Source organism: Xanthomarina gelatinilytica (genome assembly GCF_000348685.1).
In the GTDB taxonomy this organism is placed as follows: domain Bacteria; phylum Bacteroidota; class Bacteroidia; order Flavobacteriales; family Flavobacteriaceae; genus Xanthomarina; species Xanthomarina gelatinilytica.
This window is the reverse complement of sequence record NZ_ANLA01000004.1, coordinates 629,067-654,013: the sequence shown is the minus strand read 5'-3', so window position 1 is coordinate 654,013 and position 24,947 is coordinate 629,067. Positions and strand designations below refer to the sequence as shown.

At 34.9% G+C, this 24,947-nt stretch carries 20 protein-coding genes and 1 pseudogene; 11 read left to right on the top strand and 10 right to left on the bottom strand.

Annotated elements, in window-relative coordinates; translation table 11 throughout:
• Positions 1-67: 67 nt before the first annotated feature.
• Complete coding sequence (locus tag D778_RS03555; RefSeq protein ID WP_007647749.1) at positions 68-1,477, bottom strand: aldehyde dehydrogenase family protein; 1,410 nt, start codon at positions 1,475-1,477, stop codon at positions 68-70.
• Between the two features lie 306 nt (positions 1,478-1,783).
• Between D778_RS03555 and polA the strand changes: the two genes are divergently transcribed.
• A complete protein-coding gene (gene polA, locus D778_RS03550) occupies positions 1,784-4,639 on the top strand; it encodes a DNA polymerase I (RefSeq protein WP_007647743.1) in 2,856 nt (951 codons plus the stop codon).
• A gap of 492 nt (positions 4,640-5,131) precedes the next feature.
• Here the strand turns inward: polA and D778_RS03545 are convergent, their stop codons facing one another.
• Positions 5,132-5,692: a type 1 glutamine amidotransferase domain-containing protein gene (locus D778_RS03545; protein ID WP_007647741.1), complete on the bottom strand. Its 561-nt coding sequence runs from the start codon at positions 5,690-5,692 to the stop codon at positions 5,132-5,134.
• 381 nt (positions 5,693-6,073) lie between these two features.
• On the opposite strand from D778_RS03545, the gene rplM reads away from it, so the two are divergent.
• The 8 genes from rplM to asnS all read left to right on the top strand — a co-directional run bounded on the left by rplM (position 6,074) and on the right by asnS (position 14,591).
• Entirely contained in the window at positions 6,074-6,529 is a 456-nt protein-coding gene (gene rplM, locus D778_RS03540) for a 50S ribosomal protein L13 (protein WP_007647739.1), read from the top strand.
• The gene (gene rpsI, locus D778_RS03535) at positions 6,529-6,915 is read left to right on the top strand and encodes a 30S ribosomal protein S9 (RefSeq protein WP_007647737.1); all 387 of its coding nucleotides are present in this window, start codon (positions 6,529-6,531) and stop codon (positions 6,913-6,915) included. Before rplM ends, rpsI begins: the two co-directional genes overlap by 1 nt.
• 188 nt (positions 6,916-7,103) lie before the next feature.
• Positions 7,104-7,880 carry a 30S ribosomal protein S2 gene (gene rpsB / locus D778_RS03530; RefSeq protein ID WP_007647735.1) on the top strand — a complete coding sequence of 259 codons (777 nt, stop codon included), beginning with the start codon at positions 7,104-7,106 and terminating at the stop codon, positions 7,878-7,880.
• Positions 7,881-7,974: 94 nt separating this feature from the next.
• Complete coding sequence (gene tsf, locus D778_RS03525) at positions 7,975-8,943, top strand: translation elongation factor Ts (RefSeq protein WP_155949866.1); 969 nt, start codon at positions 7,975-7,977, stop codon at positions 8,941-8,943.
• A gap of 176 nt (positions 8,944-9,119) precedes the next feature.
• Entirely contained in the window at positions 9,120-9,827 is a 708-nt protein-coding gene (pyrH, locus tag D778_RS03520) for a UMP kinase (protein WP_007647731.1), read from the top strand.
• 59 nt (positions 9,828-9,886) lie between these two features.
• Positions 9,887-10,441 carry a ribosome recycling factor gene (frr, locus tag D778_RS03515; protein ID WP_007647729.1) on the top strand — a complete coding sequence of 185 codons (555 nt, stop codon included), beginning with the start codon at positions 9,887-9,889 and terminating at the stop codon, positions 10,439-10,441.
• A 244-nt stretch (positions 10,442-10,685) separates the two neighbouring features.
• Complete coding sequence (locus D778_RS03510) at positions 10,686-13,112, top strand: efflux RND transporter permease subunit (RefSeq protein WP_007647727.1); 2,427 nt, start codon at positions 10,686-10,688, stop codon at positions 13,110-13,112.
• Positions 13,113-13,157: 45 nt separating this feature from the next.
• A complete protein-coding gene (gene asnS / locus D778_RS03505; RefSeq protein ID WP_007647725.1) occupies positions 13,158-14,591 on the top strand; it encodes an asparagine--tRNA ligase in 1,434 nt (477 codons plus the stop codon).
• Positions 14,592-14,815: 224 nt separating this feature from the next.
• Here the strand turns inward: asnS and D778_RS03500 are convergent.
• The 3 genes and pseudogenes from D778_RS03500 to D778_RS03490 form a co-directional block, all read right to left on the bottom strand.
• A pseudogene (locus D778_RS03500) lies at positions 14,816-15,568 on the bottom strand (cysteine peptidase family C39 domain-containing protein); the annotation flags it as partial.
• 29 nt (positions 15,569-15,597) lie between these two features.
• Positions 15,598-17,982, bottom strand: coding sequence for a hypothetical protein (locus D778_RS03495; protein WP_040491323.1), 2,385 nt, complete (start codon positions 17,980-17,982; stop codon positions 15,598-15,600).
• 513 nt (positions 17,983-18,495) lie between these two features.
• The gene (locus D778_RS03490) at positions 18,496-19,389 is read right to left on the bottom strand and encodes a hypothetical protein (protein WP_007647719.1); all 894 of its coding nucleotides are present in this window, start codon (positions 19,387-19,389) and stop codon (positions 18,496-18,498) included.
• A 154-nt stretch (positions 19,390-19,543) separates the two neighbouring features.
• Between D778_RS03490 and rpoN the strand changes: the two genes are divergently transcribed.
• Both rpoN and D778_RS03480 read left to right on the top strand, forming a co-directional pair.
• Positions 19,544-21,001 carry an RNA polymerase factor sigma-54 gene (gene rpoN, locus D778_RS03485; protein WP_007647717.1) on the top strand — a complete coding sequence of 486 codons (1,458 nt, stop codon included), beginning with the start codon at positions 19,544-19,546 and terminating at the stop codon, positions 20,999-21,001.
• A 27-nt stretch (positions 21,002-21,028) separates the two neighbouring features.
• Positions 21,029-21,634: a hypothetical protein gene (locus tag D778_RS03480; protein ID WP_040491322.1), complete on the top strand. Its 606-nt coding sequence runs from the start codon at positions 21,029-21,031 to the stop codon at positions 21,632-21,634.
• A 100-nt stretch (positions 21,635-21,734) separates the two neighbouring features.
• Here the strand turns inward: D778_RS03480 and D778_RS03475 are convergent, their stop codons facing one another.
• From D778_RS03475 to D778_RS03455, 5 genes are all read right to left on the bottom strand, one after another.
• On the bottom strand, positions 21,735-22,439 hold the full coding sequence (locus tag D778_RS03475) for a porin family protein (RefSeq protein ID WP_007647714.1): 705 nt from the start codon (positions 22,437-22,439) through the stop codon (positions 21,735-21,737).
• A 92-nt stretch (positions 22,440-22,531) separates the two neighbouring features.
• A complete protein-coding gene (locus D778_RS03470) occupies positions 22,532-23,017 on the bottom strand; it encodes an ExbD/TolR family protein (protein WP_007647712.1) in 486 nt (161 codons plus the stop codon).
• 13 nt (positions 23,018-23,030) lie between these two features.
• Positions 23,031-23,669: an ExbD/TolR family protein gene (locus D778_RS03465; RefSeq protein ID WP_007647710.1), complete on the bottom strand. Its 639-nt coding sequence runs from the start codon at positions 23,667-23,669 to the stop codon at positions 23,031-23,033.
• 2 nt (positions 23,670-23,671) lie between these two features.
• Positions 23,672-24,091, bottom strand: a complete 420-nt coding sequence (locus D778_RS03460; RefSeq protein WP_007647708.1) for a hypothetical protein — start codon at positions 24,089-24,091, stop codon at positions 23,672-23,674.
• A 25-nt stretch (positions 24,092-24,116) separates the two neighbouring features.
• Positions 24,117-24,902, bottom strand: coding sequence for a MotA/TolQ/ExbB proton channel family protein (locus D778_RS03455; protein ID WP_040491321.1), 786 nt, complete (start codon positions 24,900-24,902; stop codon positions 24,117-24,119).
• Positions 24,903-24,947: the final 45 nt, after the last annotated feature.

The window sequence follows — 24,947 nt, the reverse complement described above, 5'->3', positions numbered from 1 at the left end:
TAAATTCAACTGAAAGGGTTCTAGCAAGAAGACCTTTAAACGTGATAGCTAGAGAATAAGAAACATGTTAAAACCACTTAATGGTTAGATCCACCAATTTTTGTTTCCAATTGGTATAAGGCGGTTTTAGCAAATCGACTGCTCCAAGAGTATGTTGTTTTAACAACGAGCGTTGATTGGTAAACTCCAAAAACCCAAAATAGCCATGCGATTTACCAATACCACTGTTATTGGAACCCCCAAACGGTAAATGGTGGTTCAAATACTGCAATAAATTATGATTCAGGCAGGTACCACCAGCTCTTGTGTTGTTAATAATATAATCTGTATTCTTTTTGCTTTTGCTAAAAATATAAAGGGCCAAGGGTTTTTCTTTTGAATTGATGTAGTTTACAGCTTCCTCCAGCGTTTTAAATGTTTTTAATGGTAAAATTGGCCCAAAAATCTCTTCCTGCATTAAGCTAGTATCTTCAGTTAGTTCACTTACCAAAGTTGGTTCTATATAACAATGGGAGGGATTTAAAGCACCTCCAGCGTCAATGGAAGCACCTTTATCTTTAGCATCATCCAAGCTGTTTTTAAGTCTTTCAAAATGCTTGTTGTTTACAATGCGGCTGTAGGATGTTGATTCTTCCGGGTTTTGCGAATAAAAGGCTTTTACTTCTTTTCGAAAATGCTGAACAAACTCATCCTTTAACGACTCTTGAAGCAACACATAATCTGGAGCAATACATGTTTGTCCTGCATTGGTGCACTTGCCATAAACAATTTTTCTAACAGCTTTTTCAAGATGTGCAGTTTCATCTACAATGGTTGGGGATTTACCTCCCAATTCCAAAGTAACAGAAGTTAAATGCTTGGACGCAGCTTTCATTACAATTTTTCCAACTGCTGGTGAGCCTGTAAAGAAAATATGGTTAAATGGCAACTCCAACAAAGCTTGAGCTGTTTCCACTTCCCCTTCCACCAAGGCTATCTCATTGTCATCGAAAAGTGCCGATACCATTTTAGCCATTAATTTTGACGTGTTTGGCGTCATTTCAGAAGGTTTTAAAATCACTGTGTTTCCTCCAGCAATTGCAGACACCAAAGGCCCAAAAGTTAAGTTAATGGGGTAATTCCATGGTGAGATAATCAAACAAACACCTTTGGGTTCGTTAATTATATAAGAACTGCTACCCAACATGGCCAAAGGCGTACCTACTTGCTTCCTTTTCAACCAAGTCTTTAATTCTTGTTTCACGAAATTTATCTCGTCTACAACTGGGTAAATTTCAGTTAAATCGGTTTCCAATTGAGGTTTTTTGAAATCTGCAAAAAGGGCATCCCTAATCTCTTGTTTGTAGGTGTGCTCCAAAGCGTGTTTTAATCGTTTCAATTTTTTTATACGTTCTTTATAGGACGTATTCCCAACCTGAAACTGATTGGCTTTTTGTTTTTGAAACAATTGAGAATATGGGTTGTTATTGTCGTTCATGTTTTTCTACTCTGCACACATTAATTCCCCACTGGATTCTTGTTCTTTAAATTTTGGGGTTTTGCCAAATAGATTGGTTATGGTAAATATACTGAAATGTTTGAGACATTTAATATCCAACAACTTTTAAAAGCAGGGTTCCATTTGTTCGAGCTCAAGCGGTTAGATACAAATGTTGTTTTACAGCTATTCCCAAAATTTCAAAACGCACTCACTGTTTAAAAAAATTAAGATGTTTCCAGATTTAAAAACCCATATGGTCTAATAACTTTTTTGTAGCTTTGATGTTCTTACAAAAACAATCCGATGTCTGAACAAAAACGCCTTTTTTTAGTAGATGCCTACGCGTTAATTTTTCGTGGCTATTACGCTTTTATAAAAAACCCAAGAATCAATTCGAAAGGACTGGACACGTCTGCCATTATGGGTTTCATGAACTCCCTTTTAGATGTCATTAAGCGTGAAAGACCAGATCATCTTGCTGTTTGTTTTGATAAGGGTGGAAGCACAGATAGAGTGGAAATGTTCTCTGAATATAAAGCCAATAGAGATGAAACACCAGAAGCCATTAAGATTGCTGTACCATACATTTGTGAGATTTTAAAGGCCATGCACATTCCCATCATGGTCAAAGAGGGTTATGAAGCCGACGATGTGATAGGAACCTTGGCAAAAAAAGCCGAGAAAGTAGGCTATCAAACCTTTATGGTAACTCCAGATAAAGATTTTGCCCAATTGGTTTCAGAAAACATCTTTATGTATCGTCCAAAATCTTTTGGTGGTGGTTATGAAGTTTGGGGCATTCCGGAAGTACAGCAAAAATTTGAAGTGGAACGTCCAGAGCAAGTGATTGATTTTCTTGGAATGATGGGAGATTCCAGCGACAACATTCCGGGTTTGCCTGGGGTTGGGGAAAAAACGGCCAAAAAATTCATTCAAGCCTATGGAAGCATGGAGAACTTATTGGCAAATACGCATGAGCTAAAAGGGAAAATGAAGGAGAAAGTTGAAGCTTCCAAAGAATTAGGCATGCTCTCTAAAGAATTGGCGCGTATTATGTTGGATGTTCCTGTGGAATTTGATGAAAAGGATTTTGAAATGTCTGAACCCGATGTGGAAGCTGTGACCCAAATTTTTCAGGAATTGGAATTTAGACGATTGATTGATAATTTTCTGAAAACCTTTGGTACGGAAACCGAAACAACTTCAAAGACAACGGGAGCTTCCAATGCAGACAATCCAAAAAAAACAAGTCCAAAAGAACAGGCGTCTGCAGGAGCTGGACAATTTTCATTGTTTGGTGGCGACCCTTCAGTTTCAAAAACCGAGACCACTTCAGAATATACCAGAAACACAGTCGAAACGACCTCTCATTTTTATCAAAGTGTGGCACCAGGAATGGCTACCCAACTCTTTATTAACAATTTAATGAGTCAAAAAAGCGTTTGTTTTGATACTGAAACAACCAGTTTAAACCCGTTGGAAGCAGAGTTGGTTGGGATTGCTTTTTCTTGGGATATAGGCAAAGGGTTTTACATACCATTTCCTGAAAAAAAGGATGAAGCCCAAGAACTCATAGAGCAATTGCGCCCGTTTTTTGAAGATGAGAATATTGAAAAAATTGGCCAGAATTTGAAATACGATATTAAGGTTCTTAAAAAATATCAAGTAACCATTAAGGGCAAATTGTTCGACACCATGTTGGCACATTATTTAATCAATCCAGACATGAGGCACAGTATGGATGTTTTGGCTGAAACTTACTTAAATTACACACCTATTTCCATTACGGAATTAATAGGGAAGAAAGGTAAAAATCAACTTTCCATGAGAGATGTGCCTTTGGAAAAACAAACGGAATATGCTGTGGAAGATGCCGATATTACCCTACAACTTAAAGAACATTTTGAAAAGGAATTAGGTGAGGCCAATACCCAAAAACTCTTTGACGAGATTGAAATCCCTTTACTACGTGTGCTAGCAGATATGGAACTGGAAGGGATTAACTTGGATATTGCTTATTTAAATACACTTTCAAAACAATTGGATAGCGATATCAAAACCTTGGAAGCCAATATTTACAAGGAAGCTGGCGAAGCCTTTAATATTGCTTCCCCAAAGCAATTGGGAGACATCCTGTTTGACAAATTAAAACTGGTTGACAAACCCAAAAAAACAAAAACCGGTCAATACGCTACGTCCGAGGATATTTTGTCCTACTTAGCAAAAGATCATGACATTATAAAACACATCTTGGAGTATCGTGGTTTGGCCAAACTAAAAAGCACATATGTGGATGCTCTTCCATTACAAGTGGCACCTTCAACAGGTCGTGTCCATACAGATTATATGCAAACGGTAGCTGCAACAGGAAGGTTGAGCAGTAACAATCCCAATTTACAGAACATCCCTATTAGAACAGAACGTGGCCGACAAGTTAGGAAAGCGTTTATTCCAAAGAATGAGGATTACACTTTATTGGCAGCCGATTACTCTCAAATTGAATTGCGAATCATTGCTGCCTTAAGTGATGAAGAAACCATGATTGAAGCCTTTAAAAACGGCGAAGACATTCACGCATCTACGGCATCCAAAGTGTTTAATGTGCCTTTAAATGAGGTGACACGCGAACAACGTAGCAATGCAAAAACGGTTAATTTTGGAATTATTTATGGTGTTTCGGCCTTTGGGTTGAGCAACCAGACCAATTTATCCAGGAGTGAAGCGAAAGAGCTGATTGACACCTATTATGAAACCTATCCAAAACTTAAAAGCTATATTGGGAAACAGGTGGATTTTGCCAGAGACCATGGTTATGTACAAACAGTTTTGGGCAGAAGACGTTATTTAAAGGATATCAATTCCAGGAATGCCGTAGTTCGAGGAGCTGCCGAACGGAATGCCGTTAATGCCCCTATACAAGGAAGTGCTGCAGATATTATTAAAGTAGCCATGATTAATATCCATAAAAAACTGGAAGCTGGACATTACAAAACCAAAATGTTGCTACAAGTACATGATGAATTGGTTTTTGATGTTTACAAACCTGAATTGGAGCACATAAAACCCTTAATTAAAACCGAAATGGAATCTGCTTTTAAGTTAAAAGTGCCTTTGGACGTTGATTTAGATGTTGGTGACAATTGGTTGGAAGCACATTAAGCGACTGTTTTTTTTCTACTATTTTTATCCCATGAAACAATAACACGGTTTTGTAGGAAAAAACGCTGGCGTTCATACACTATCCATGGAGTATCTATATGGTTAAACCCGTCCTAAAACAACTATACAGGTTATTAATTACATCCTGATTTATGATACTATAATGCTATTTAATCCCGAATGGATTGTATAGGTTTCATATACTCTCCATACACTCTGCATACACTATCTATACTTAAGCTATACTTAAGCCATATACTAGCCGTTGATATAACCTATCTTAAAATAGCTATACAGATCAATAAATAAATCCTGATATTATTTTACAATAATACTTTTTAACCCTAAAATGACTGTATTTCTTATGGTGTTATACCTAACAATTGCATCTGCTTATTTCCTTATATGTTATATGTTAACATAGGCAAGCCAAAAAAACAGGGCGTGAATTCACGCCCTGTTTTTTTGGTTTATTAGATGGATGTCTACACCTTATGCTGTTTGCATCTCATGTTTGCCTTCATAAACTTCCTCTACCAATTTGGAATTAAATGCCGGCAAGTCTTTAGGCGAGCGACTGGTAACCAATCCTTCATCAACGACTACTTCTTCATCTACCCAATTGGCACCTGCATTTTTAATATCGGTTTTAATAGAGTTGTAGGAGGTCACTTTTCGTCCTTTTAAAACATCTGCTTCTGCCAAGAGCCAAGGTCCATGACAAATAGCTCCTACAGGTTTTTTATTTTCAAAAAACGATTTTACAAAAGCAACTGCCTGATCGTTTCTTCTCAACAAATCTGGATTAATAACACCTCCAGGCAACATTAAAGCATGGTAATCCTTTTGGGAAACTTCATCAATTGTTTTGTCTACTTTATAGGTATTGCTCCAGTTTCCATCTGCCCAAGCTTTAATTTCTCCAGCTTCCAAAGAAACGATATGCACATCTGCCCCAGCTTCTTCCAAAGCTTTTTTTGGTTCTCTTAATTCGCTTTCTTCAAATCCATTGGTTGCTAATATTGCAACGGTCTTTCTATTTAAGTTTTCCATTTTTGTGTGTGTTTTTAATTAATTATTATTTACTTCAAGATACCTTTAATATGGGCAGAAGTCAAGAAATTAAGAGGGTTTAACCCAAGATTAACGATTCATGTTAATGAGTCTTAAAAAAAATTGAACTGAATTAACTTAAGTTCGTTTTTATTAAACTTAAAATGTACTGAAAGACTGAAAAAAATAATTTAATCATCAATAGGGGTTTAATAATTTTCAATATATATTATGTTAGAAAAAAGACATAAACAAAGTTATCAAAAATATCTCATCACACTATTTGGTAATCAAATATATAATCGTAAATTTGCAAACTCTTTTAAAGAGAGGAATGTTTAATCTGCCTGTCGGCAGACAGGTTAATAAAAATTAATAAGTGTGGACACATTAAGCTACAAAACAATTTCAGCCAACAAAGCTACTGTTACAAAAGAGTGGGTTTTAGTTGATGCTGAAGGTCAAAGCCTAGGCCGTTTAGCTTCTAAAGTTGCAAAACTTTTAAGAGGTAAACACAAGCCTAACTTCACACCACACGTTGATTGTGGAGATAACGTTATTGTTATCAATGCAGAAAAAATCAACTTAACGGGAAACAAGTGGAACGATAAGACTTACATTCGTCACACAGGTTATCCGGGTGGTCAAAGAAGTTTATCTGCTACAGAATTGTATGGAAAAGATCCAGCAAGATTGGTAGAGAAATCAGTAAAAGGAATGTTACCTAAAAACAAATTAGGTGCCAATTTATTCCGTAATCTTAACGTTGTGGTTGGTGCAACTCATACACATGAGGCTCAAAAACCAAAAACAATTAACTTAAACGAATTCAATTAATGGAAGTAATTCACAAAATTGGCCGTAGAAAGACGGCTGTTGCTCGTGTGTATGTTGCCCCAGGAAAAGGGAACATGACCGTGAACAAAAAAGACATGGCTGTTTATTTTCCTACTGCTACCTTGCAGTACAAAGTAAACCAACCTTTAGCTATGACTAACAATGATGGCAACTTTGATATTACAATAAACGTATATGGAGGTGGCATAACAGGTCAAGCTGAAGCAATCCGTTTAGGTTTATCTCGTGCTATGTGCGAGTTAGATCCTGAAAACAGATCTATTCTTAAACCAGAAGGTTTATTAACTAGAGACCCAAGAATGGTAGAGCGTAAAAAATTCGGTCAGAAGAAAGCGCGTAAGAAGTTCCAGTTCTCTAAACGTTAATACATCTTCAACAAGATGGAACCTTTTATTTCCATCTTGTTGAAACAAAACAAAAAAATAACCCAGTTATTGTTGTCCATGACCCAGAGGTCGGGATTTAGTTTAGCATCTAAATGATTTTGGCGACACACCATGGGGTGTGAACCACTTAATCATTGCTAATTCAACAGAACGTAAACTATTACAAAATGGCAGTAGAAGTAAAAGACTTACTAGAAGCAGGTGTACACTTTGGTCACCTTACACGTAAATGGGATCCAAACATGGCTCCTTACGTATATATGGAGCGCAACGGCATCCATATTATCAACTTATACAAAACAGCAGCTAAAATTGAGGAAGCTGGAGCAGCACTTGCTAAAATTGCAGCTTCTGGACGTAAAATTTTATTTGTTGCAACAAAAAAACAAGCTAAAGATATTGTTGCTGAAAAAGCAGGTAACATCAACATGCCCTACATTACAGAAAGATGGCCAGGTGGTATGTTAACTAACTTTGTGACTATTAGAAAAGCTGTTAAAAAAATGGCTACTATTGATAGAATGAAGAAAGATGGTACCTTCGATTCTTTATCTAAAAAAGAACGTTTACAAGTAGACCGTCAACGTGCTAAATTAGAAAAAAACTTAGGTTCTATTAGCGACATGACGCGTTTACCAGCTGCATTATTTGTAGTAGACATTAAACGTGAACATATTGCGATTGCAGAAGCTCAAAAATTAAACATTCCAATCTTTGCTATGGTAGATACCAACTCAGACCCACGTCAAGTGGATTATGTGATTCCAGCAAACGATGATGCTTCTAAGTCAATCAACAAAATTTTAACTTACGTAACAGACGCTATTGCTGGTGGTTTGGCAGAAAGAAAAGCTGAGAAAGACGCAACTAAAGAAGATGCTCCTAAGGCTGATAAAAAATCTGCATCCAAAAAGAAAGCAGTAGCTACAGAAGAGGAAGAATAAAAATTAAGTAAAACACATTAAAAAGTCGTTTATTCTTTTCTTTCTGAAAATAGATTAAACGACTTTTTTAAATATTAAACATATAATGGAAGCTATGGTAAAAATTACAGCTCAAGAGGTTAATAAATTAAGACAAGCTACAGGTGCAGGAATGATGGACTGCAAAAAAGCATTAGTTGAAGCAGAAGGCGATTTCGACAAAGCTATTGACGTATTACGTAAAAAAGGTCAAAAAGTGGCAGAAAAAAGAGCCGACAGAGAATCTTCTGAAGGTGCTGCTATCGCTAAAATAAACGACGACAACACAGTTGGTGTTGCTATTGTTTTAGGATGTGAAACAGACTTTGTTGGTAAAAACGAAAACTTCGTGGCCCTTGCTAACGAATTGGCGGAAAAGGCCATCAACTTCAACTCTAAAGAAGACTTTTTAGCGTCTGATTTTGGAGGCATGACCGTTGCCGATAAATTAGTTGAGCAAACAGGTGTTATTGGAGAAAAACTGGACATTACCGCTTTTGAAAAACTAGAAGCTCCTTACGTTGGACAATATGTGCATATTAACAAAATTGCAGCTTTAGTAGGTTTATCCAAAGAAGTGGACAATGCTGAAACCTTGGTAAAAGACGTTGCTATGCAAGTAGCATCCATGGGAGCAACTACCTTATCTTACAAAGATTTTGATCCTGAGTTTATAGCTGCTGAAACAGAAGCAAGAATTGCTGTTATTGAAAAAGACAATATTGAATTGGGACGTTTAGGTAAAACTTTAAAAAATGTGCCTCAATATATTTCTATGGCACAATTAACACCTGAAGTATTGGCCCAAGCAGAAGAAGCTGCCAAAGCAGAACTAAAAGCTGAAGGAAAACCAGAACAAATTTGGGATAGAATCCTTCCTGGAAAAATGGAACGTTTTATTTCAGACAACACCACGTTAGATCAAGAAAAATGCTTATTGGACCAGAACTTTATTAAAGATGAGAAAATGAGCGTTGCCAAATATGTAGCCTCTTATGGAGATGTTTCCATTACAGGTTTTAAACGTGTATCAGTAGGAGAATAAATTCTCGCAATAGCAAGAATTACTTAGTATATCAAACCACTACCTTTTTTAAGAGGTAGTGGTTTTTTTATTGGTAAAATCTCATTTTATAAAAATTCAATAAATAAAAAATTTATGTAGCTTTGCAAAACGCTTTATTCCTCTTGTAACAGGAATGATATTCATCTAAAAAACACATGAAATACAAAAGAATTCTTTTAAAACTATCTGGAGAGGCTTTAATGGGTAGCAGACAATACGGTATAGACCCAGAACGTTTGGCAGAGTACGCGAAAGACATTAAAGAAATTACAGACAAAGGTGTTGAAGTAGCCATAGTTATAGGTGGTGGCAATATTTTTAGAGGTGTTGCTGGAGCCAGTAACGGTATGGACAGAGTGCAAGGGGATCACATGGGCATGCTTGCTACCGTTATAAATGGTCTGGCGCTGCAAAGTGCTCTGGAGGATGCTGGTGTACCAACCAGGTTGCAAACAGCCATCCATATTGAAGAGGTGGCAGAACCTTTTATTAGAAGACGGGCTTTAAGACATTTGGAAAAAGGACGAGTGGTCATTTTTGGAGGTGGCACAGGAAACCCTTATTTCACCACAGACTCTGCAGCTGTGTTACGTGCCATAGAAATTGAAGCCGATGTGATTTTAAAAGGGACCCGAGTGGATGGTATATACAATGCAGACCCAGAATTGGATTCCAAGGCCATAAAATTTGATCATATCTCTTTTGACGATGTGCTACGAAAAGGATTAAAGGTTATGGATACCACTGCTTTTACCTTAAGTCAAGAAAACGAATTGCCCATTATTGTGTTTGATATGAATAAAAAAGGCAATCTGTTAAAAGTGGTTTCTGGTGAAAATATAGGAACTAAAGTTAATTTATAATACGTACTTTTACTTTTGGCTTGTTTTTTGAAAAAGCCATTAAAAATAAATTTTAAAAGATGAACGAAGACATTCAATTTATATTAGACTCAGCAAAGGAATCTATGGATGCCGCCATTAAGCATCTAGAAAAACAATTTGTTAATATTAGAGCTGGCAAAGCAAGTCCTGCCATGTTGGGAAGTGTGATGGTAGATTATTATGGCTCCCAAACCCCTTTAAGTCAGGTTGCCAACGTAAACACGCCAGATGGTAGAACCATAACGGTTCAACCTTGGGAAAAAAACATGCTTCAGGAAATTGAAAGAGGGATCATGTTTGCCAATTTAGGCTTTAACCCAATGAACAATGGTGACACCATTATTATTAACGTACCACCTTTAACCGAGGAGCGCAGACGTGACTTGGCAAAACAAGCAAAAGCAGAAGCCGAGGATGCAAAAATAAGTGTGCGTACCGCCAGAAAAGATGCCAATAACGACATAAAAAAAGCAGATGTTTCTGAAGATCTTCAAAAAAATGCTGAAGCAGATGTTCAAAAATTAACGGATACCTATGTTCAAAAAATTGACTCCTTACTGGAAGTCAAAGAAAAAGAAATTATGACCGTGTAATTGTAAAAAAGCGACTTGAAGTCGCTTTTTTTAATGATTTCATTTTTAAAAAGAAACCCTGTATTTACATAAGGGAACACCAATTCCAATTCTGTTATATTCCGTTTTTAAATAAATTTTCGCAGCAATCCCTATTTAGAGGATCGCTTTTTACACCAAACATTGAATTTAACATAGATTATGATTAAAATCCGTGAGCAAATACATTGCTTTTCGCTAACTTTGCGCCTGTTTTTATTTTAGTATGTTAAAATTATTTACAAAAGGGTTTTGGGACGTGGTTGCTCGTATTATTCTAAGGAATAAAATTGCAATCCTGCTTTCCATTGTAGCCATAACCGTTCTATTTATTACGCAATGGAACCATATGCGCTTTACCTATACCGAAGCCAATTTACTCCCGGACGATCACGAAGTAAACATAGTCTATACCGATTTTTTAAACATATTTGGTGAGGAAGGCAATCTGGTAGTGTTGGGTGTTAAAGATTCGTCATTGTTTACGGTTGAACATTTAAACGCTTGGAACAAGCTTTCTGAAGCCTTCAAGTCTTTGGATGAAGTTGAAGCCGTGGTTTCCATAAAAGACCTAAAAAAATTAGTAAAAAACACAGAAGAGGAACGTTTTGAGCTAGAACCTTTTATTACAGATTCCATTCATACCAACAGGCAGTTGGATTCCCTTCAAGAAGATCTGTTTCAAAAATATCCATTTTACGATAATTTCCTGTTCAACAAGAACACCAAAACCATACGTACAGCCATTTATTTAAGAAAAGACATTGTAAATACAGCTGCACGTAAAGATTTTGTGTTTGATGCTTTGTTACCAAAAGTGGAGGCCTTTGAAAAAGCTACAAATTTAGACGTAAGAATTTCTGGAATGCCTTATGTAAGAACTTTAAATGCCCAAAATATTGTTGACGAAATTGGGAAGTTCATTGCTTTGGCCTTAGGTGTTACTTCACTTATTTTCTTCCTGTTCTTTAGGTCGTTTAGAGCCACCTTTATTTCGCTATTAGTAGTTTGTATTGGAGTTATGTGGACCTTTGGGATTATTGGGTTTTTACAATACGAACTAACCGTTCTTACAGCTTTAATACCACCACTTATTATTGTAATTGGTATTCCCAACTGTATCTTTTTAATTAACAAATACCAGCACGAAGTCAAACTGCATGGTAATAAAGTAAGATCACTGCAACGGGTTATCACCAAAGTTGGAAATGCCACTTTAATGACCAACGTGACCACAGCCTCTGGGTTTGCTACTTTTATGTTAACCGAAAGTACCCTGTTAAAGGAATTTGGTGTGGTAGCCTCTTTAAGCATTCTTTCCATATTTATTTTATGCTTACTGATTATTCCAATAATTTACACGTTTTTACCGTTTCCTAAAGACAGACATTTAGAACACTTAAACAAACGTTGGATTGGAGGTTTTGTCAATTGGATGGAACGTATGGTAAAAGAAAGACGCATTACCATATACATTACATCCATTGTGCTTTTAATTGCAAGTATGATTGGTATTTACCAAATAAAGATATCGGGGAGTTTAATAGAGGACATGTCTAAAGAAGCCGAATTTTTCCAGGACATTCGGTTTTTTGAAGAAGAATTCAATGGCATCATGCCTGTTGAAATTTTAGTGGACACCAAACGCAAAAAAGGCGTCATGAAATTGGCTACCCTAAAGCGCATGAACGAACTAGAGGAACTTATCTTGGAAATACCGGAACTCTCCAGACCTATTTCGGTAGTGAGTTTGGTAAAATACTCCAAACAAGCGTATTACAATGGCAACCCTAAATACTATCAATTGCCAACCTCACAAGAAAACAGCTTTATTTTAAGTTATGCCAAAAATTCTTCTTCCAATTTAAACCTGTTAAGCAATTTTGTGGATAGTACCGGGCAATATGCACGTATCACCACATTCATGAAAGACATTGGTACAGATAAGATGGAAGACATAGAAGAAGATCTTCAAACCAAGATCAACAAACTGTTTCCTGAAGAGAAATACCATGTTACCATTACAGGAAAGGCTCTTGTGTTTCAAAAAGGCACCAAATATCTGGTTAAGAATTTAGCCATTTCCTTGTCCTTGGCCATTTTGCTTATTTCCTTATTTATGGCATACATGTTCCGTTCTTTTAGAATGATTGTGGTTTCATTGGTCCCTAACCTGTTACCTTTGGTCATTACAGCTGGTTTAATGGGATATTTGGGTGTTCCTATTAAACCATCAACCATTTTGGTATTTAGTATTGCGTTTGGGATTTCGGTGGACGATACCATTCACTTTTTGGCCAAGTACCGACAAGAGCTTCAGGCCAACCACTGGAAAATTAGAAAATCGGTTTATGGAGCCCTTCGCGAAACTGGCGTAAGTATGTTTTACACCTCTATTGTATTGTTCTTTGGCTTCCTGGTGTTTACCTTTTCCAGTTTTGGAGGAACCGTTGCCTTAGGAGCCTTGGTCTCTGCTACCTTGCTTTTTGCCATGTTATCTAATTTGTTGCTATTGCCTTCGTTATTGCTATCGTTGGAAAGAAACATTGCCAATAAGGAAGTTTTAAAAGAACCATCCATAAATATCATTCCGGATGAAGATGAAGATGAAGATGATGATGAAAACCAAACTGAAACAAACAAGAACCCTTAAAAAAACAGCACAAAGACTTATCTTTGCATTCAAAATAATAAAACCATGATATCAAGTACCATTGCAAACTTACTTTCCAAGGAAAACACCTTACAGGATGTTGAAGTAAAAGGTTGGGTTAGAACCTTTAGAGCCAACCGATTTATTGCCTTAAACGATGGTTCTACCATACATAACATTCAATGTGTTGTAGATTTTGAAAACACCGACGAAGCTCTGTTAAAAAGAATCACAACCGGAGCTGCTGTTCATATTAAAGGAGCGTTGACAGAAAGTCAAGGTAAAGGACAGCGTGTTGAAATACAAGTAAGTTCCATTGACATATTAGGGGATTCAGATCCTGAAAGTTTTCCTATTCAACCTAAAAAACACTCTTTTGAGTTTTTAAGGGAAAACGCCCATTTACGCACCAGAACCAGTACCTTTAGTGCTGTGATGCGTTTGCGTTCTGCCCTGTCTTTTGCCATTCATAAATATTTTAACGAGAATGGGTTTTATTATATGCACACACCAATTATAACTGGTAGTGATGCTGAAGGTGCTGGGGAAATGTTCCGTGTGACCAATTTGGATGCCAAAAACCCACCATTGGACGAGGCTGGAAACGTCAATTTTAAAGAAGATTTTTTTGGCAAAGAAACCAATTTAACCGTTTCCGGACAATTAGAGGCTGAAACCTATGCCATGTCCTTAGGGAAAGTGTACACCTTTGGACCTACTTTTAGAGCCGAAAACTCGAATACCTCTAGACATTTAGCAGAATTCTGGATGATAGAACCAGAAGTGGCTTTTATGGACTTGGCTGGAAATATGGATCTAGCCGAAGATTTCATGAAATCGGTTTTAAGCTATATTTTAAAACACAATCGTGAAGATTTGGAATTTCTTGAAAACCGTTTGTTGGAAGAAGAAAAAACCAAACCCCAAGCCGAGCGTAGCGAGATGAGCTTGATTGAAAAAATTAAGTTCGTGGTGGACAACAATTTTAAACGTGTAAGCTATACCGAAGCCATAGACATCCTTAAAAACAGCAAACCAAACAAGAAGAAAAAATTCAAATATCTTATTGAGGAATGGGGAGCCGATTTACAAAGTGAGCACGAACGTTATTTGGTGGAAAAACACTTTAACTGTCCGGTTATTTTGTTTGATTATCCTGCCAACATCAAAGCCTTTTACATGCGTTTAAACGAAGATGGCAAAACGGTTCGCGCCATGGATATTTTATTTCCAGGCATTGGCGAAATGGTTGGAGGCTCGCAACGTGAAGAACGTTTGGACGTGCTTAAAGAAAAAATGAAAGCTCTGGACATAGACGAAGAAGAATTATGGTGGTATCTGGATTTACGTAAATACGGAACGGCTGTACATTCTGGGTTTGGTTTAGGTTTCGAACGCTTGGTGATGTTCGCCACAGGCATGGGTAATATTCGCGACGTGATTCCGTTTCCTAGAACACCTCAAAATGCTGAGTTTTAACTTCGACTAGGCTCAGTTACCATAATATAGAGTGTTACATTGAGTGCAGTCGAGATGTAAGCGAAGAACGCATCCCCATTGGGGTTTTTCTTATTTAAACTATAGTTTTGATATAACAAATAGCGATGTTAAAGATATCATTTACTTTTCCTTTTTAGATCCAGATTTCTTAACAAACAATCTAGGAAATGATCTTGAAATTGTTTCTTCCCAAACAGTTATGTAATAAAGAAATCTGAAACTAGAGAAATATTAATCCTCGTGCTTAAATGCAATAAGATCCAACTTCTTATAACTTCAATGGCTGTTCTACCAACAAACAGGGCTAATTGTGCAAATAGAATCAAGTAAATAAAATGAATGTCTTGGTTTTTGATACCAACATCTACCACACTTTGGGTTAAGAACGGAAAAATAAGCTGTAATAAACTGGCAGCAATAAGACCGATCACTAATTGCCATAAAAACTGTTTATATTTAAATATATATTTTGACAAGAATTTAAAGCCAAATTCTTGTTTTTCTGTATCAAAATCTGAATTATAAAATTTTGGCGTAGGCTCTAATAATAAGGCAATACCTTCTTCGGTTTGGTCTGTAGCATTATTCCCTATCCAGTGTTTTAAAAAATCTTCTTTGCTATATTTTAATAAACCATGCCCAGGGTCTGAAATATAAAACACTTCTTTTTTTATTTTATAAAGAACCACATAATGATTTTTATTCCAATGTAGAATACAGGGTAAAGGAGCATCCTGTAACTTATCTAAATCAACTTTTATCCCCAAACTTCTAAATCCTAGTTTTTCTGAGGCTTCACTTAAACCTAATAAACTACTTCCAACTCTAGTGGTCTCACTTAGCTCACGTAGCTGTTGTGTATTTATATTTTTTTTATAATGCTTAGAAACTATTCTTAAACAGGTAGGTCCACAGTCTTTATGATCTCGTTGTTTGTAAAACGGGAAACTCTTCATTAGTTGTTTTTGGAGGAAAACCTGTTAATTTATAATCCCTTTTTAATAGGTAAATCAACAACTTTACAAAATAACTGACCATCATTATTCATCCCATTGATGAACAATTTGATGTTTTCATGTTCGCCTTTATAAATTTTTAAAGTATTTGATTTATTTGGTAATATATTAAAATTAGGAATCCAATCAAGAGTTTCATAAAATTGACTTGTTGCTGATGAATTAAAAATAAGTTGTGAGGCTACAAAAGTTGGTCTAGACGTTATAAAACCAAAATCTGTAGAGCTGGTATAATAATTTAAATTTGGTGTTGTTTTATAATTTTCACCACCTTTCTTAAGATCTATAAAAATCACTCCATTGCTCCCTCGCGTTCCATAACCTGCGCCACTTGCGTTTATTTTTATTGATTCAACTTCACTTAATGGTAAATATGCTACAGATTCTGCATCAGTAGGAACTCCATTTAAAAGGATTAAAGCTTCAGTACTATCATAAAATGAATCAAATGTTGTCCTTGTTATTATAATACTGGCACCCATTGGTCTTTCGACAGCAACAACTCCAGATTGATTATTCAAATATTGTATGACTGTATTATTCATTTCATCTACCTCATCAAACTGAAGTTTTTGTGTAAAGCCGTTACCTAATTCATTTAGTGTGTTTGGATAAAGTTCATCCATTTGTATTTCTTTTCGCTTTTTACCCATTAGCAATACCTCATCAAGTATTTCAGAATCTTTAGTATCGATATAATCGATAAACATTTCTTCTTTTACTATTTCTTTAGTTGTTAGAAACTGATTTTTATTATAAACGAGCAAACTGTCTGACTTATAATTTTCGATTTGTTTATATACATAAATTCCAGCTTTTACTATAACTCCTTTTTCATCTAATACTGCTAGTTTATAATTTGAACTATCCCTCATTATTAAATTTGGAAATACAAAGGATTTATCGGGATTGATATCAGTAACCTCTATGATTTCATTTTCTGTTGAGGTTAGTAGTACTTTATAATTTTTCTTAAATTCCGTATTAATTCGTCCTTTGATGCTTAAACCTCTTGTTTGTAGGTAAATGGGTGGTTGCTTATTAAAAGTATGTTTTACTGTCTGTTTTGTTTGTGTTTGCAACAGCATGTCTAAATCGACATCGGCTAAATGGTTGGCAGAATGGATATTGGTTTTTAGATAAGGTTTTAGTAAAAAAGCATCTATGATGTTACTTGAATTTTCATTAAGCTTTGTATCTTTTGGCAAGACCGAAATACTCAAATTGGTACTTGTATAACTATTTTTTAATTGAAAATCAATGGTTATAGAATCTTTTGTTGTATCATTTTTAATAGTCTCTATCTCTATATTTTGCTTGGTTTCTACATAAAAAGGACGTTCTGAAATAGGGTGGTTTTTTTCATTAAATAAGGTTATGATATTAAATCCATTAAAAAGGTTTTCGGTCTCTATAGGTATCACATATTTCTTGTGTTTTTTATTCACTTTAAAGGGTAAAATATAAAGTAACTTTTGATTTCTATGTACAGTTGCAAAAATGGTGCTTTCGTTATATTGAGCTAACATCTCTTTACTAAATTCAATAGTAAAATCTTGACTTGTTTTAGTATTCAAATTCTCTTTTTTATGAATAAGGACACCAGAGTTTAATGTTTTCGGTAATTGCTTTGTGTATGTGCTATCTTCATATTTTACCGTTGCCGTATAATTATTACTTGCTTGATAAAGCAAGTTAAATTTTGCGTGACCAAGTTTATTGGTCTTAATATTGGCTATAGCTTTATTAGTGGTGTTGTCTGTTATTGCTACTGCCTGTTCAGCTAAAAAGACATCATTATTTTGTAAGGTTAAATAAATTGTGTTTGTCGTATTATTAAGTAAGCTTCCACTTTCTGGATAGAAAGCGATATCTATTGCATCCACTATATTTACTTTAAGGTCTTCATCTAAAGGATTACTTGTTTTAGAATTAATGATGTAAATGGGAACCGTGTATTTGTTCTTAAAGTTTTTATTCCATTGTGTGGCCAGATTTATATAATATTCTCCAGTGTCTAAAGTACTAGGTAACTCTATTTCGCCATAAGCTTTTCCGTTCTCACAATAAAATAATTGCTGTGATATTAATTTTTTGTTTGCATCGTAAAAATTAACATATAAATTGGTAGTATTGGTTATGGGTTTATCGCTAAAATCGCTTACTACATAGGCTTTCCACCAAATGGTTTCGCCTGTAAAATAGGTGGTTTTGTTGGTGTGTAAAAAGAATTTTTCTTGTTGAAATTCGTGGAAATAGTCTTTGTTTTCAAATACCGTTTCACTATATTGATTTTCGCTTTGTGAAAAAACATAATTTGACAATAACAACAATAAAATAAGTAACTTGTTCATTTTAAATTGTTTATAAAATTTAAAAATACAGAGAGAAATAGATTTTCTCTCTGTATAAATAACGCTATTCACATACTTCGCATAAAGCCGGTTGACCATTGATCCAACAAAATTCAACGAGACAAACTAATTCTGGATTGCCACCCAATATTGACTTTTGCGCCTCTTTGGTTAAGGGCACTCCTAAATTTAATATGTTTTTCATAATTATAAGTTTAATGAAATTAATTGCTGCAAACACTTAAAGACACTTACAGTTTATGTCTACTCCTTGCAAGAGAATTTTATTTAATACATTTACTGTTTAAAACTTATATATTTTGTTTTTCAGGTATTTGCACTTTATTAATCTTATTTTTTAAAACTGTTTCAGAAAGTTTTTATATAAAATACAACAAATCACTTCTATTATACTCTTTAGGATACTCTCTCTTAGTAATTAATAACACTTGTGTAAAATTTATTGCATATAAATTAATATAAATGAAAAGTGAAAATTCATACTAATAAAAATTAATATTGTACTTCAATTCCGAAATTGAAAACAAATTTTGGTAAAGGAAGAATTTTATCAATCCAATCTTTATAAATTGTATCCTTTGTCTTAGTTAATCTATCCCATGAATAAATCCTACTATATGTTACATATTTATTTTTATTCTTGATTGCTTTAAATGAGGGTAATTGACCACTTAATGTTTTCATTTCTTCAAGTTCTAATAAATTTAAACTTTCAACAGCAACGAAAATGCCTTCTTTGGGAAATTCAATATCAAAATCTCTAATATCAACATAAATAAAATTGTTTTTTCTATTTTTATTTTGAGATGTTAATATGCTTTCATCTAATATTTTTTTATCGGGTAGCCCTGTATTATTATTAACAGTGTATAGATTTACTCTAAAAGGGATATTATATAGCTTTGATGAGTTCATATTATCACCAACCTCTATAATAATTTTATTAATGAAACATGTATTTTCTATTTCATTAGGTATAAAGGTTGTATAAACAGAATTCTGGTTTACCATATAACTATCCCTTTTAAAAAATTTATAATCATTGCTTGGAAGAAGTGTTTTTATCTTTTTTTTATTAGTTATTATAACTTCATTTAAGACCTTCTCATCTGCTTCGAGATATGTTATTTTATTTATAACCATTGTTTTATATTTAACAATTTTGGCCTTAAACGCAAGATGACTAATTTGAATATTTTGATAATCTCCTGAAAGCTTGAAAAATCCTTTCTTGTCTGTAATTGTTTTCAGCCAATTATCAGCTGTGATATATGCATTTTCAATTGGCATAGAATCTACAACACTTAAAATTCTATACTCCTTTATTTCTTGAGCATAAATATTTAAAAAAGCAAAGAATAATATGATTTGTAATACTTTTTTCATAAGATTATTTTAGGGACTATTAACTATAACCTTAAAGAGTAGTTTATAAATTTACAAAAAACATCTAATAGTTAGAGAATGTTTGAAGTAAAAACTATCTTCGTTAATTAAAAAATATAGATTGTTTTTTTTATTTTTATAGTAAACCCAAACAATGCTTAAACAATATTTACAATTTAAATTATCACAAAAGTTATCACCTCAGCAAATCCAATTGATGAAGTTGATACAATTGCCCACGCAAGCCTTTGAGCAACGCTTGAAACAAGAGTTGGAGGAGAATCCAGCTTTGGAAAGTGGTAAAGAACCATTGGATGAATACGATGACGATTTTGATAATAGCAACGATTATGACGATGACAATGACTCTATAAATGCAGACGACATTAACGTGGACGACTATTTAAGCGACGACGATGTCCCTGATTATAGAACCCAAGCCAATAACTACAGTAGTGATGATGAAGAAAAAACCATGCCTTATGCTGCTGGAACCTCTTTTACGCAACATTTAATCAACCAATTAAATACCTTTAGGCTTACCGATGATGAGTTTGATATTGCCGAATTCCTTGTAGGCAGTATTGATGAAAGTGGTTATATCCGTCGTTCCTTACCTGATATTATGGACGATTTGGCTTTTACCCAAAACATTTATACCACTGAAGATGAAATAGAAAAAGTCTTGAAAATAGTCCATCAATTGGATCCTGCTGGTGTTGGAGCCAGAAACCTTCAGGAGTGTTTAAGCATTCAATTGCATAGAAAGGAGAAACGTCCAGATGTGGAGTTGGCCATTGATATTATAGACAATGCGTTTGAGATGTTTACCAAAAAGCACTACAAGAAACTGCTTCAAAAGTTTGACGTTACCGAACAGCAACTTAAAGATGCCATAGACGAGATAGAACATTTAAACCCCAAACCTGGCGGCTCCTATTCCGGAAACAACCGCATAGTGGAACATGTTGTGCCAGATTTTGCCATTAAAATTGTAGATGGTGAGCTTGAACTAACCCTTAACGGTAGAAATGCGCCAGAACTTCATGTATCCAGGGAATACAACAACATGCTGAAGGGTTACAAAGAGTCTAAGGACAAATCGAAATCGCAGAAAGATGCTGTCATGTTTATCAAGCAAAAACTGGATGCTGCCAAGTGGTTTATAGATGCCATAAAGCAACGTCAGCAGACGTTATTTGTTACCATGAGTGCCATTATGCACTATCAAAAAGAATATTTTTTAACAGGCGATGAGCGCAAGTTAAGACCTATGATCCTAAAAGACATTGCAGACGAAATAGACATGGATGTGTCCACCGTTTCCAGAGTGGCCAATAGTAAATATGTAGACACACCTTATGGCACCAAACTGATAAAGGAGTTCTTTTCGGAATCAATGACCAACGATCAAGGCGAAGAGGTTTCCACCAGGGAGATTAAAAAAATCCTGGAAACGGTTATCGAGGAGGAAAACAAGAAAAAGCCTTTAACGGACGATGCCTTAGCTAAAATTTTAAAGGAAAAGGGCTATCCTATAGCCAGAAGAACGGTTGCCAAATACAGAGAGCAATTGGATATTCCAGTAGCCAGGTTGCGTAAGAAGATTTAATGGTTTGTGGAATTAAATGATAAGAATTTGAATCAGCTTTTAAAAAGTATCTCGTTTATTTTTCATCCTGTCCTTATGCCGTTATTAGGTGTGGTTTTTTACTTTTCAAAATCGCCCAGGTTTATTCCCATGGAAATAATTAGGGCCAAGATTATTTCGTTGAGCATCTTGACCATCTTTTTACCTATTTTGCTGTATTATTTGTTAAAAAACATAGGACAGGTTCAATCTTTTTATTTAAATAGCACCAAAGAAAGAATCCTCCCCTTGTTCATTAATGGGTGTATTAGCGTTTTAATTATAAATCGCGTGCTTCCTCCTACCGAGATTATTGAATTGTACTATTTTTTTGTTGGTATTTTAATTTCCACCCTAGCCTGTTTTATATTGGCTCTTTTAAACTTTAAAGCCAGTATTCATATGATAGCCGTTTGTGGTGTTACCATGTTCTATATAGCGCTTAGCATTCATTTTAGCATTAATATCAATGGGACCTTGGCACTTATGTTTATTTTAATTGGTGCCATTGCCACTTCCAGACTTCATTTAAAAGCACATACACCTATAGAGTTGTTGATAGGTGCCTTTATTGGTTTGCTACCTCAACTTATATTAGTGAATTACTGGTTATAAATAGAATTAAGACCGCTTCGCTTCAAGAATCAAGAACATAGACTGAAGGGAATTAAGGATTGTATTTTTAAATAAGATAGCTTCTTAAAGATTTGGATTTTTATAAAATATAGAAAATCAACCCAAATTTAATGGCAGACATGTCTATGGTTTCTCCATCCAATTTGGCATCCTTATTTAAAATTGGGTTTAAAGAATAATAAATATGGAAATTCCAGGTGTTGTAACCAGCACTAAAGCTTAGGCCGTATTGAAGATTATTAAAATCACTTATATTACTGTTTTTTACTTTCCCTCCACTTCCTTTAAACTTCGTGGAGCTTGCCACCAAATATCCCATTTTAAAGCCTGTATAAATTCTCCAGAATTTATATTCGGTAGCCGTAGAGGTTCGCCACCTCACTTCCAAAGGCACTTCAAAAAGGTAAGTGGCAAACTTGTTTTTGGAATAGCTGAGATCCAGATCGTTTAAATTGGCATAGCTTATGTTGCCCTTATCATCTTCAAACACATAAATATTATGGTTGTAAGAGTTAATGGAAGCTCCCAAGCCCAAGCCCAAGCCAAAATTTCTTCGTTTGTTTAAAGGAAAGTCCCTAATGTACCCGAAATGAAACCCACTGGAAAAGCCTGTTTGTGAAACGTTTTGAGGTTTATTTGCCAAGAGGTTATAAGTTATGGCTAGATAGAACTGATCTTCCCTGTATTTGGTGTCTACAACCTTGGAAGAGTCTATGGCAACTTCTTGGGAAAAAAGTGTGGTTACGCACAAAAAAAGTAATGTAAAAGCAATTTGAAGCTTCATATTGATAGATACCATTTATATAACTAAAAATAAAACAAAAGGCGTTAAGATTGCTCAAAACGCCTTTAAATAATATAAAATTAAGAATTCAATTATTTTTTCAACCCTTGTAAGGCATCACCTTTTTTGGTTGTATAATTAATTTTAAGTGCATTTACTTTACGTAATTCCTGTTTAATATCTGTAACCAATCCCATGTTGGCATCACTGTCCACTTTTAGGGCAGTAGTTAAAAACGGGATCAATTCTTCTCTTTTGGAAGCGCGTTCTGCAGCAATAAATGCTGGAATTTCAGAAACCTCTGCAAACTTATCGTTTAGCTGAATTCTGGCTTCGGTACCATAGGTAGATTTATAATTACTACTAGGTTTTCCTGCATAGATATACATTACCAAATCTTTTTTATCCAGCTTCTCAACTTGATCTGCAAATGGCAAGTTATTCTCAATCATAAGGGTGTTCTGTCTCATAACAGTTGCCACCATGAAAAAGAATAAGAGCATGAATACAATATCAGGTAAAGATGCTGTAGAGATAGCTGGCAAATCGCCTCCTTTTTTCTTTTTAAATTTAGACATATGTTTTGTTTATCTAATTAGACTTTTTAGGTTCTGCTTCAGAGAATTTTTGAGGAATTAAAATTTTAATTTCTTCCAATTTATCTTTTAATTTCGCTTTTTCTGTTGAAGGAGTTCTAGGATCCGAATAGCGTTTTTCTGCTTCCACAAAGCTCATTCCCAAGTTAGGAAAACTTCTTTCAAACTCTCTGTTTCTTAAGGTATTGTAAGCTGCAATTATTTCGTTTTGAACGGCTATATACGTATCGTATTTGGTAGCTCTATCACTTTGCAACGAAATAATGGCCTTATCGAAGTTATCCGAAGATCTCGGGTTTTTCTTTCCTTGACAACGCTTACAGGCATCAGGACCTGTTCCACCACCATTATCTAGGAAGGCAACAGCAGCTTTACGTAGGTCTTTTATTTGAATTACTTTTTCCTCTCCTCCTGTTTTTAAGAACAATTGGTTGTTTTTATTCACATTCAGTTGAAAAATGTTTTTCTCTTTAATAATAACATCTTCTTGTTCTGTATCATCAATTGGAGGCAGTTTTCTGTTTAGTCCAGAATCTGTCTCTATGGTTGTGGTAACCAAGAAAAATATAAGGAGTAAGAAAGCAATGTCAGCCATCGAGCCTGCATTCACTTCTGGTGCTGATCTTTTTGCCATAATTATTTATTAAATATTTTTTTAATTCCAGATAACGCCATCGCGCCAATTGCTATAATAGCCAAAGCATAGAATGCATACAATCCTGCTCCAACATATTTAGAGGTTGCTTCTGTAATATCAACGCCTTTACTGGTAAAAGGTTCTAAATCCAAATCTGTACCTGAAGACATGGCATAAGAAATTACAAGAATCACCAAGAATGCCCCTACAGAAAGTAGGGTCTTTTTTATGTCACCTGCAAATAATCCTTTAATCACATAAACTAGAACTAAAGCTAGTATAAGCGCAAGGACTACATAAGTAACATACATCATATTGTCTATCATACCTTCGTTTCCGGACATAATCATTAAAGCGAATATGACACCTACTACTGAAAGTATTCCAACAATAATTTTTAATATTTTATGTAAACTCATTGTTTCATGTGTTTTTAGGTTATTATTACTTCTTGTTTCTAATCAATAAATCCATTAAAGTAATTGATGCATCTTCCATATCGTTTACAATGCTATCAATTTTTGCAATAATGTAATTGTAGAATACTTGAAGTATAATAGCAACAATTAGACCAAATACAGTTGTTAAAAGTGCTACTTTAATACCACCTGCAACTAAAGAAGGTTGCATGTCTCCTGCTGCTTCAATTTTATCAAAGGCTTGAATCATCCCGATTACTGTTCCCATGAACCCTAACATTGGGGCCAAAGCGATAAACAAGGATATCCAAGATACGTTTTTCTCCAATTGCCCCATTTGTACACCACCATAAGCAATAACGGCTTTTTCGGCAGCTTCGATACCTTCGTCTGTTCTATCCAAACCTTGATAGAAAATGGAGGCAACAGGACCTTTTGTGTTTCTACATACTTCTTTTGCAGCTTCAACACCACCAGATTGTAATGCTTCTTCTACGTCTTGAGTTAATTTTTTAGTATTTGTAGTGGACAGGTTTAAAAAGATAATTCTTTCAATAGCAATTGCTAAACCAAGAATTAAACACAATAGAACGATCCCCATAAAACCTGGTCCACCTTCTATAAAACGTTTTTTAAGTTCTTGGTGAAATCCAAGATTTTCAGTTGCTGCCTCATCTGTAGCAGCTTCATCTTGTGATACACTAGCAACGGTTGCTGCTATTGATGCTGTTATGTTTGCAGTTGTATTTGCATTAACAGTTCCGAAAGCCATCATCCCGGTAATGGCTAGAATAGAAAATAATCTTTTCATTGTTCTTGTTCTTAATTTTATTAGTTAAAGTGTTAAAGATATAAA

Excerpts from the sequence above, each read along its gene's own strand:
- D778_RS03465 (WP_007647710.1), bottom strand. The coding sequence starts at position 23,669 with ATGGCAAAAAGATCAGCACCAGAAGTGAATGCAGGCTCGATGGCTGAC.
- asnS (WP_007647725.1), top strand. The coding sequence starts at position 13,158 with ATGATATCAAGTACCATTGCAAACTTACTTTCCAAGGAAAACACCTTA.
- D778_RS03490 (WP_007647719.1), bottom strand. The coding sequence starts at position 19,389 with ATGAAAAAAGTATTACAAATCATATTATTCTTTGCTTTTTTAAATATT.
- D778_RS03475 (WP_007647714.1), bottom strand. The coding sequence starts at position 22,439 with ATGAAGCTTCAAATTGCTTTTACATTACTTTTTTTGTGCGTAACCACA.
- tsf (WP_155949866.1), top strand. The coding sequence starts at position 7,975 with ATGGTAAAAATTACAGCTCAAGAGGTTAATAAATTAAGACAAGCTACA.
- D778_RS03455 (WP_040491321.1), bottom strand. The coding sequence starts at position 24,902 with ATGAAAAGATTATTTTCTATTCTAGCCATTACCGGGATGATGGCTTTC.
- D778_RS03555 (WP_007647749.1), bottom strand. The coding sequence starts at position 1,477 with ATGAACGACAATAACAACCCATATTCTCAATTGTTTCAAAAACAAAAA.
- rpoN (WP_007647717.1), top strand. The coding sequence starts at position 19,544 with ATGCTTAAACAATATTTACAATTTAAATTATCACAAAAGTTATCACCT.
- D778_RS03470 (WP_007647712.1), bottom strand. The coding sequence starts at position 23,017 with ATGTCTAAATTTAAAAAGAAAAAAGGAGGCGATTTGCCAGCTATCTCT.
- D778_RS03545 (WP_007647741.1), bottom strand. The coding sequence starts at position 5,692 with ATGGAAAACTTAAATAGAAAGACCGTTGCAATATTAGCAACCAATGGA.
- frr (WP_007647729.1), top strand. The coding sequence starts at position 9,887 with ATGAACGAAGACATTCAATTTATATTAGACTCAGCAAAGGAATCTATG.
- D778_RS03495 (WP_040491323.1), bottom strand. The coding sequence starts at position 17,982 with ATGAACAAGTTACTTATTTTATTGTTGTTATTGTCAAATTATGTTTTT.
- pyrH (WP_007647731.1), top strand. The coding sequence starts at position 9,120 with ATGAAATACAAAAGAATTCTTTTAAAACTATCTGGAGAGGCTTTAATG.
- polA (WP_007647743.1), top strand. The coding sequence starts at position 1,784 with ATGTCTGAACAAAAACGCCTTTTTTTAGTAGATGCCTACGCGTTAATT.
- rpsI (WP_007647737.1), top strand. The coding sequence starts at position 6,529 with ATGGAAGTAATTCACAAAATTGGCCGTAGAAAGACGGCTGTTGCTCGT.
- rpsB (WP_007647735.1), top strand. The coding sequence starts at position 7,104 with ATGGCAGTAGAAGTAAAAGACTTACTAGAAGCAGGTGTACACTTTGGT.
- D778_RS03510 (WP_007647727.1), top strand. The coding sequence starts at position 10,686 with ATGTTAAAATTATTTACAAAAGGGTTTTGGGACGTGGTTGCTCGTATT.
- D778_RS03460 (WP_007647708.1), bottom strand. The coding sequence starts at position 24,091 with ATGAGTTTACATAAAATATTAAAAATTATTGTTGGAATACTTTCAGTA.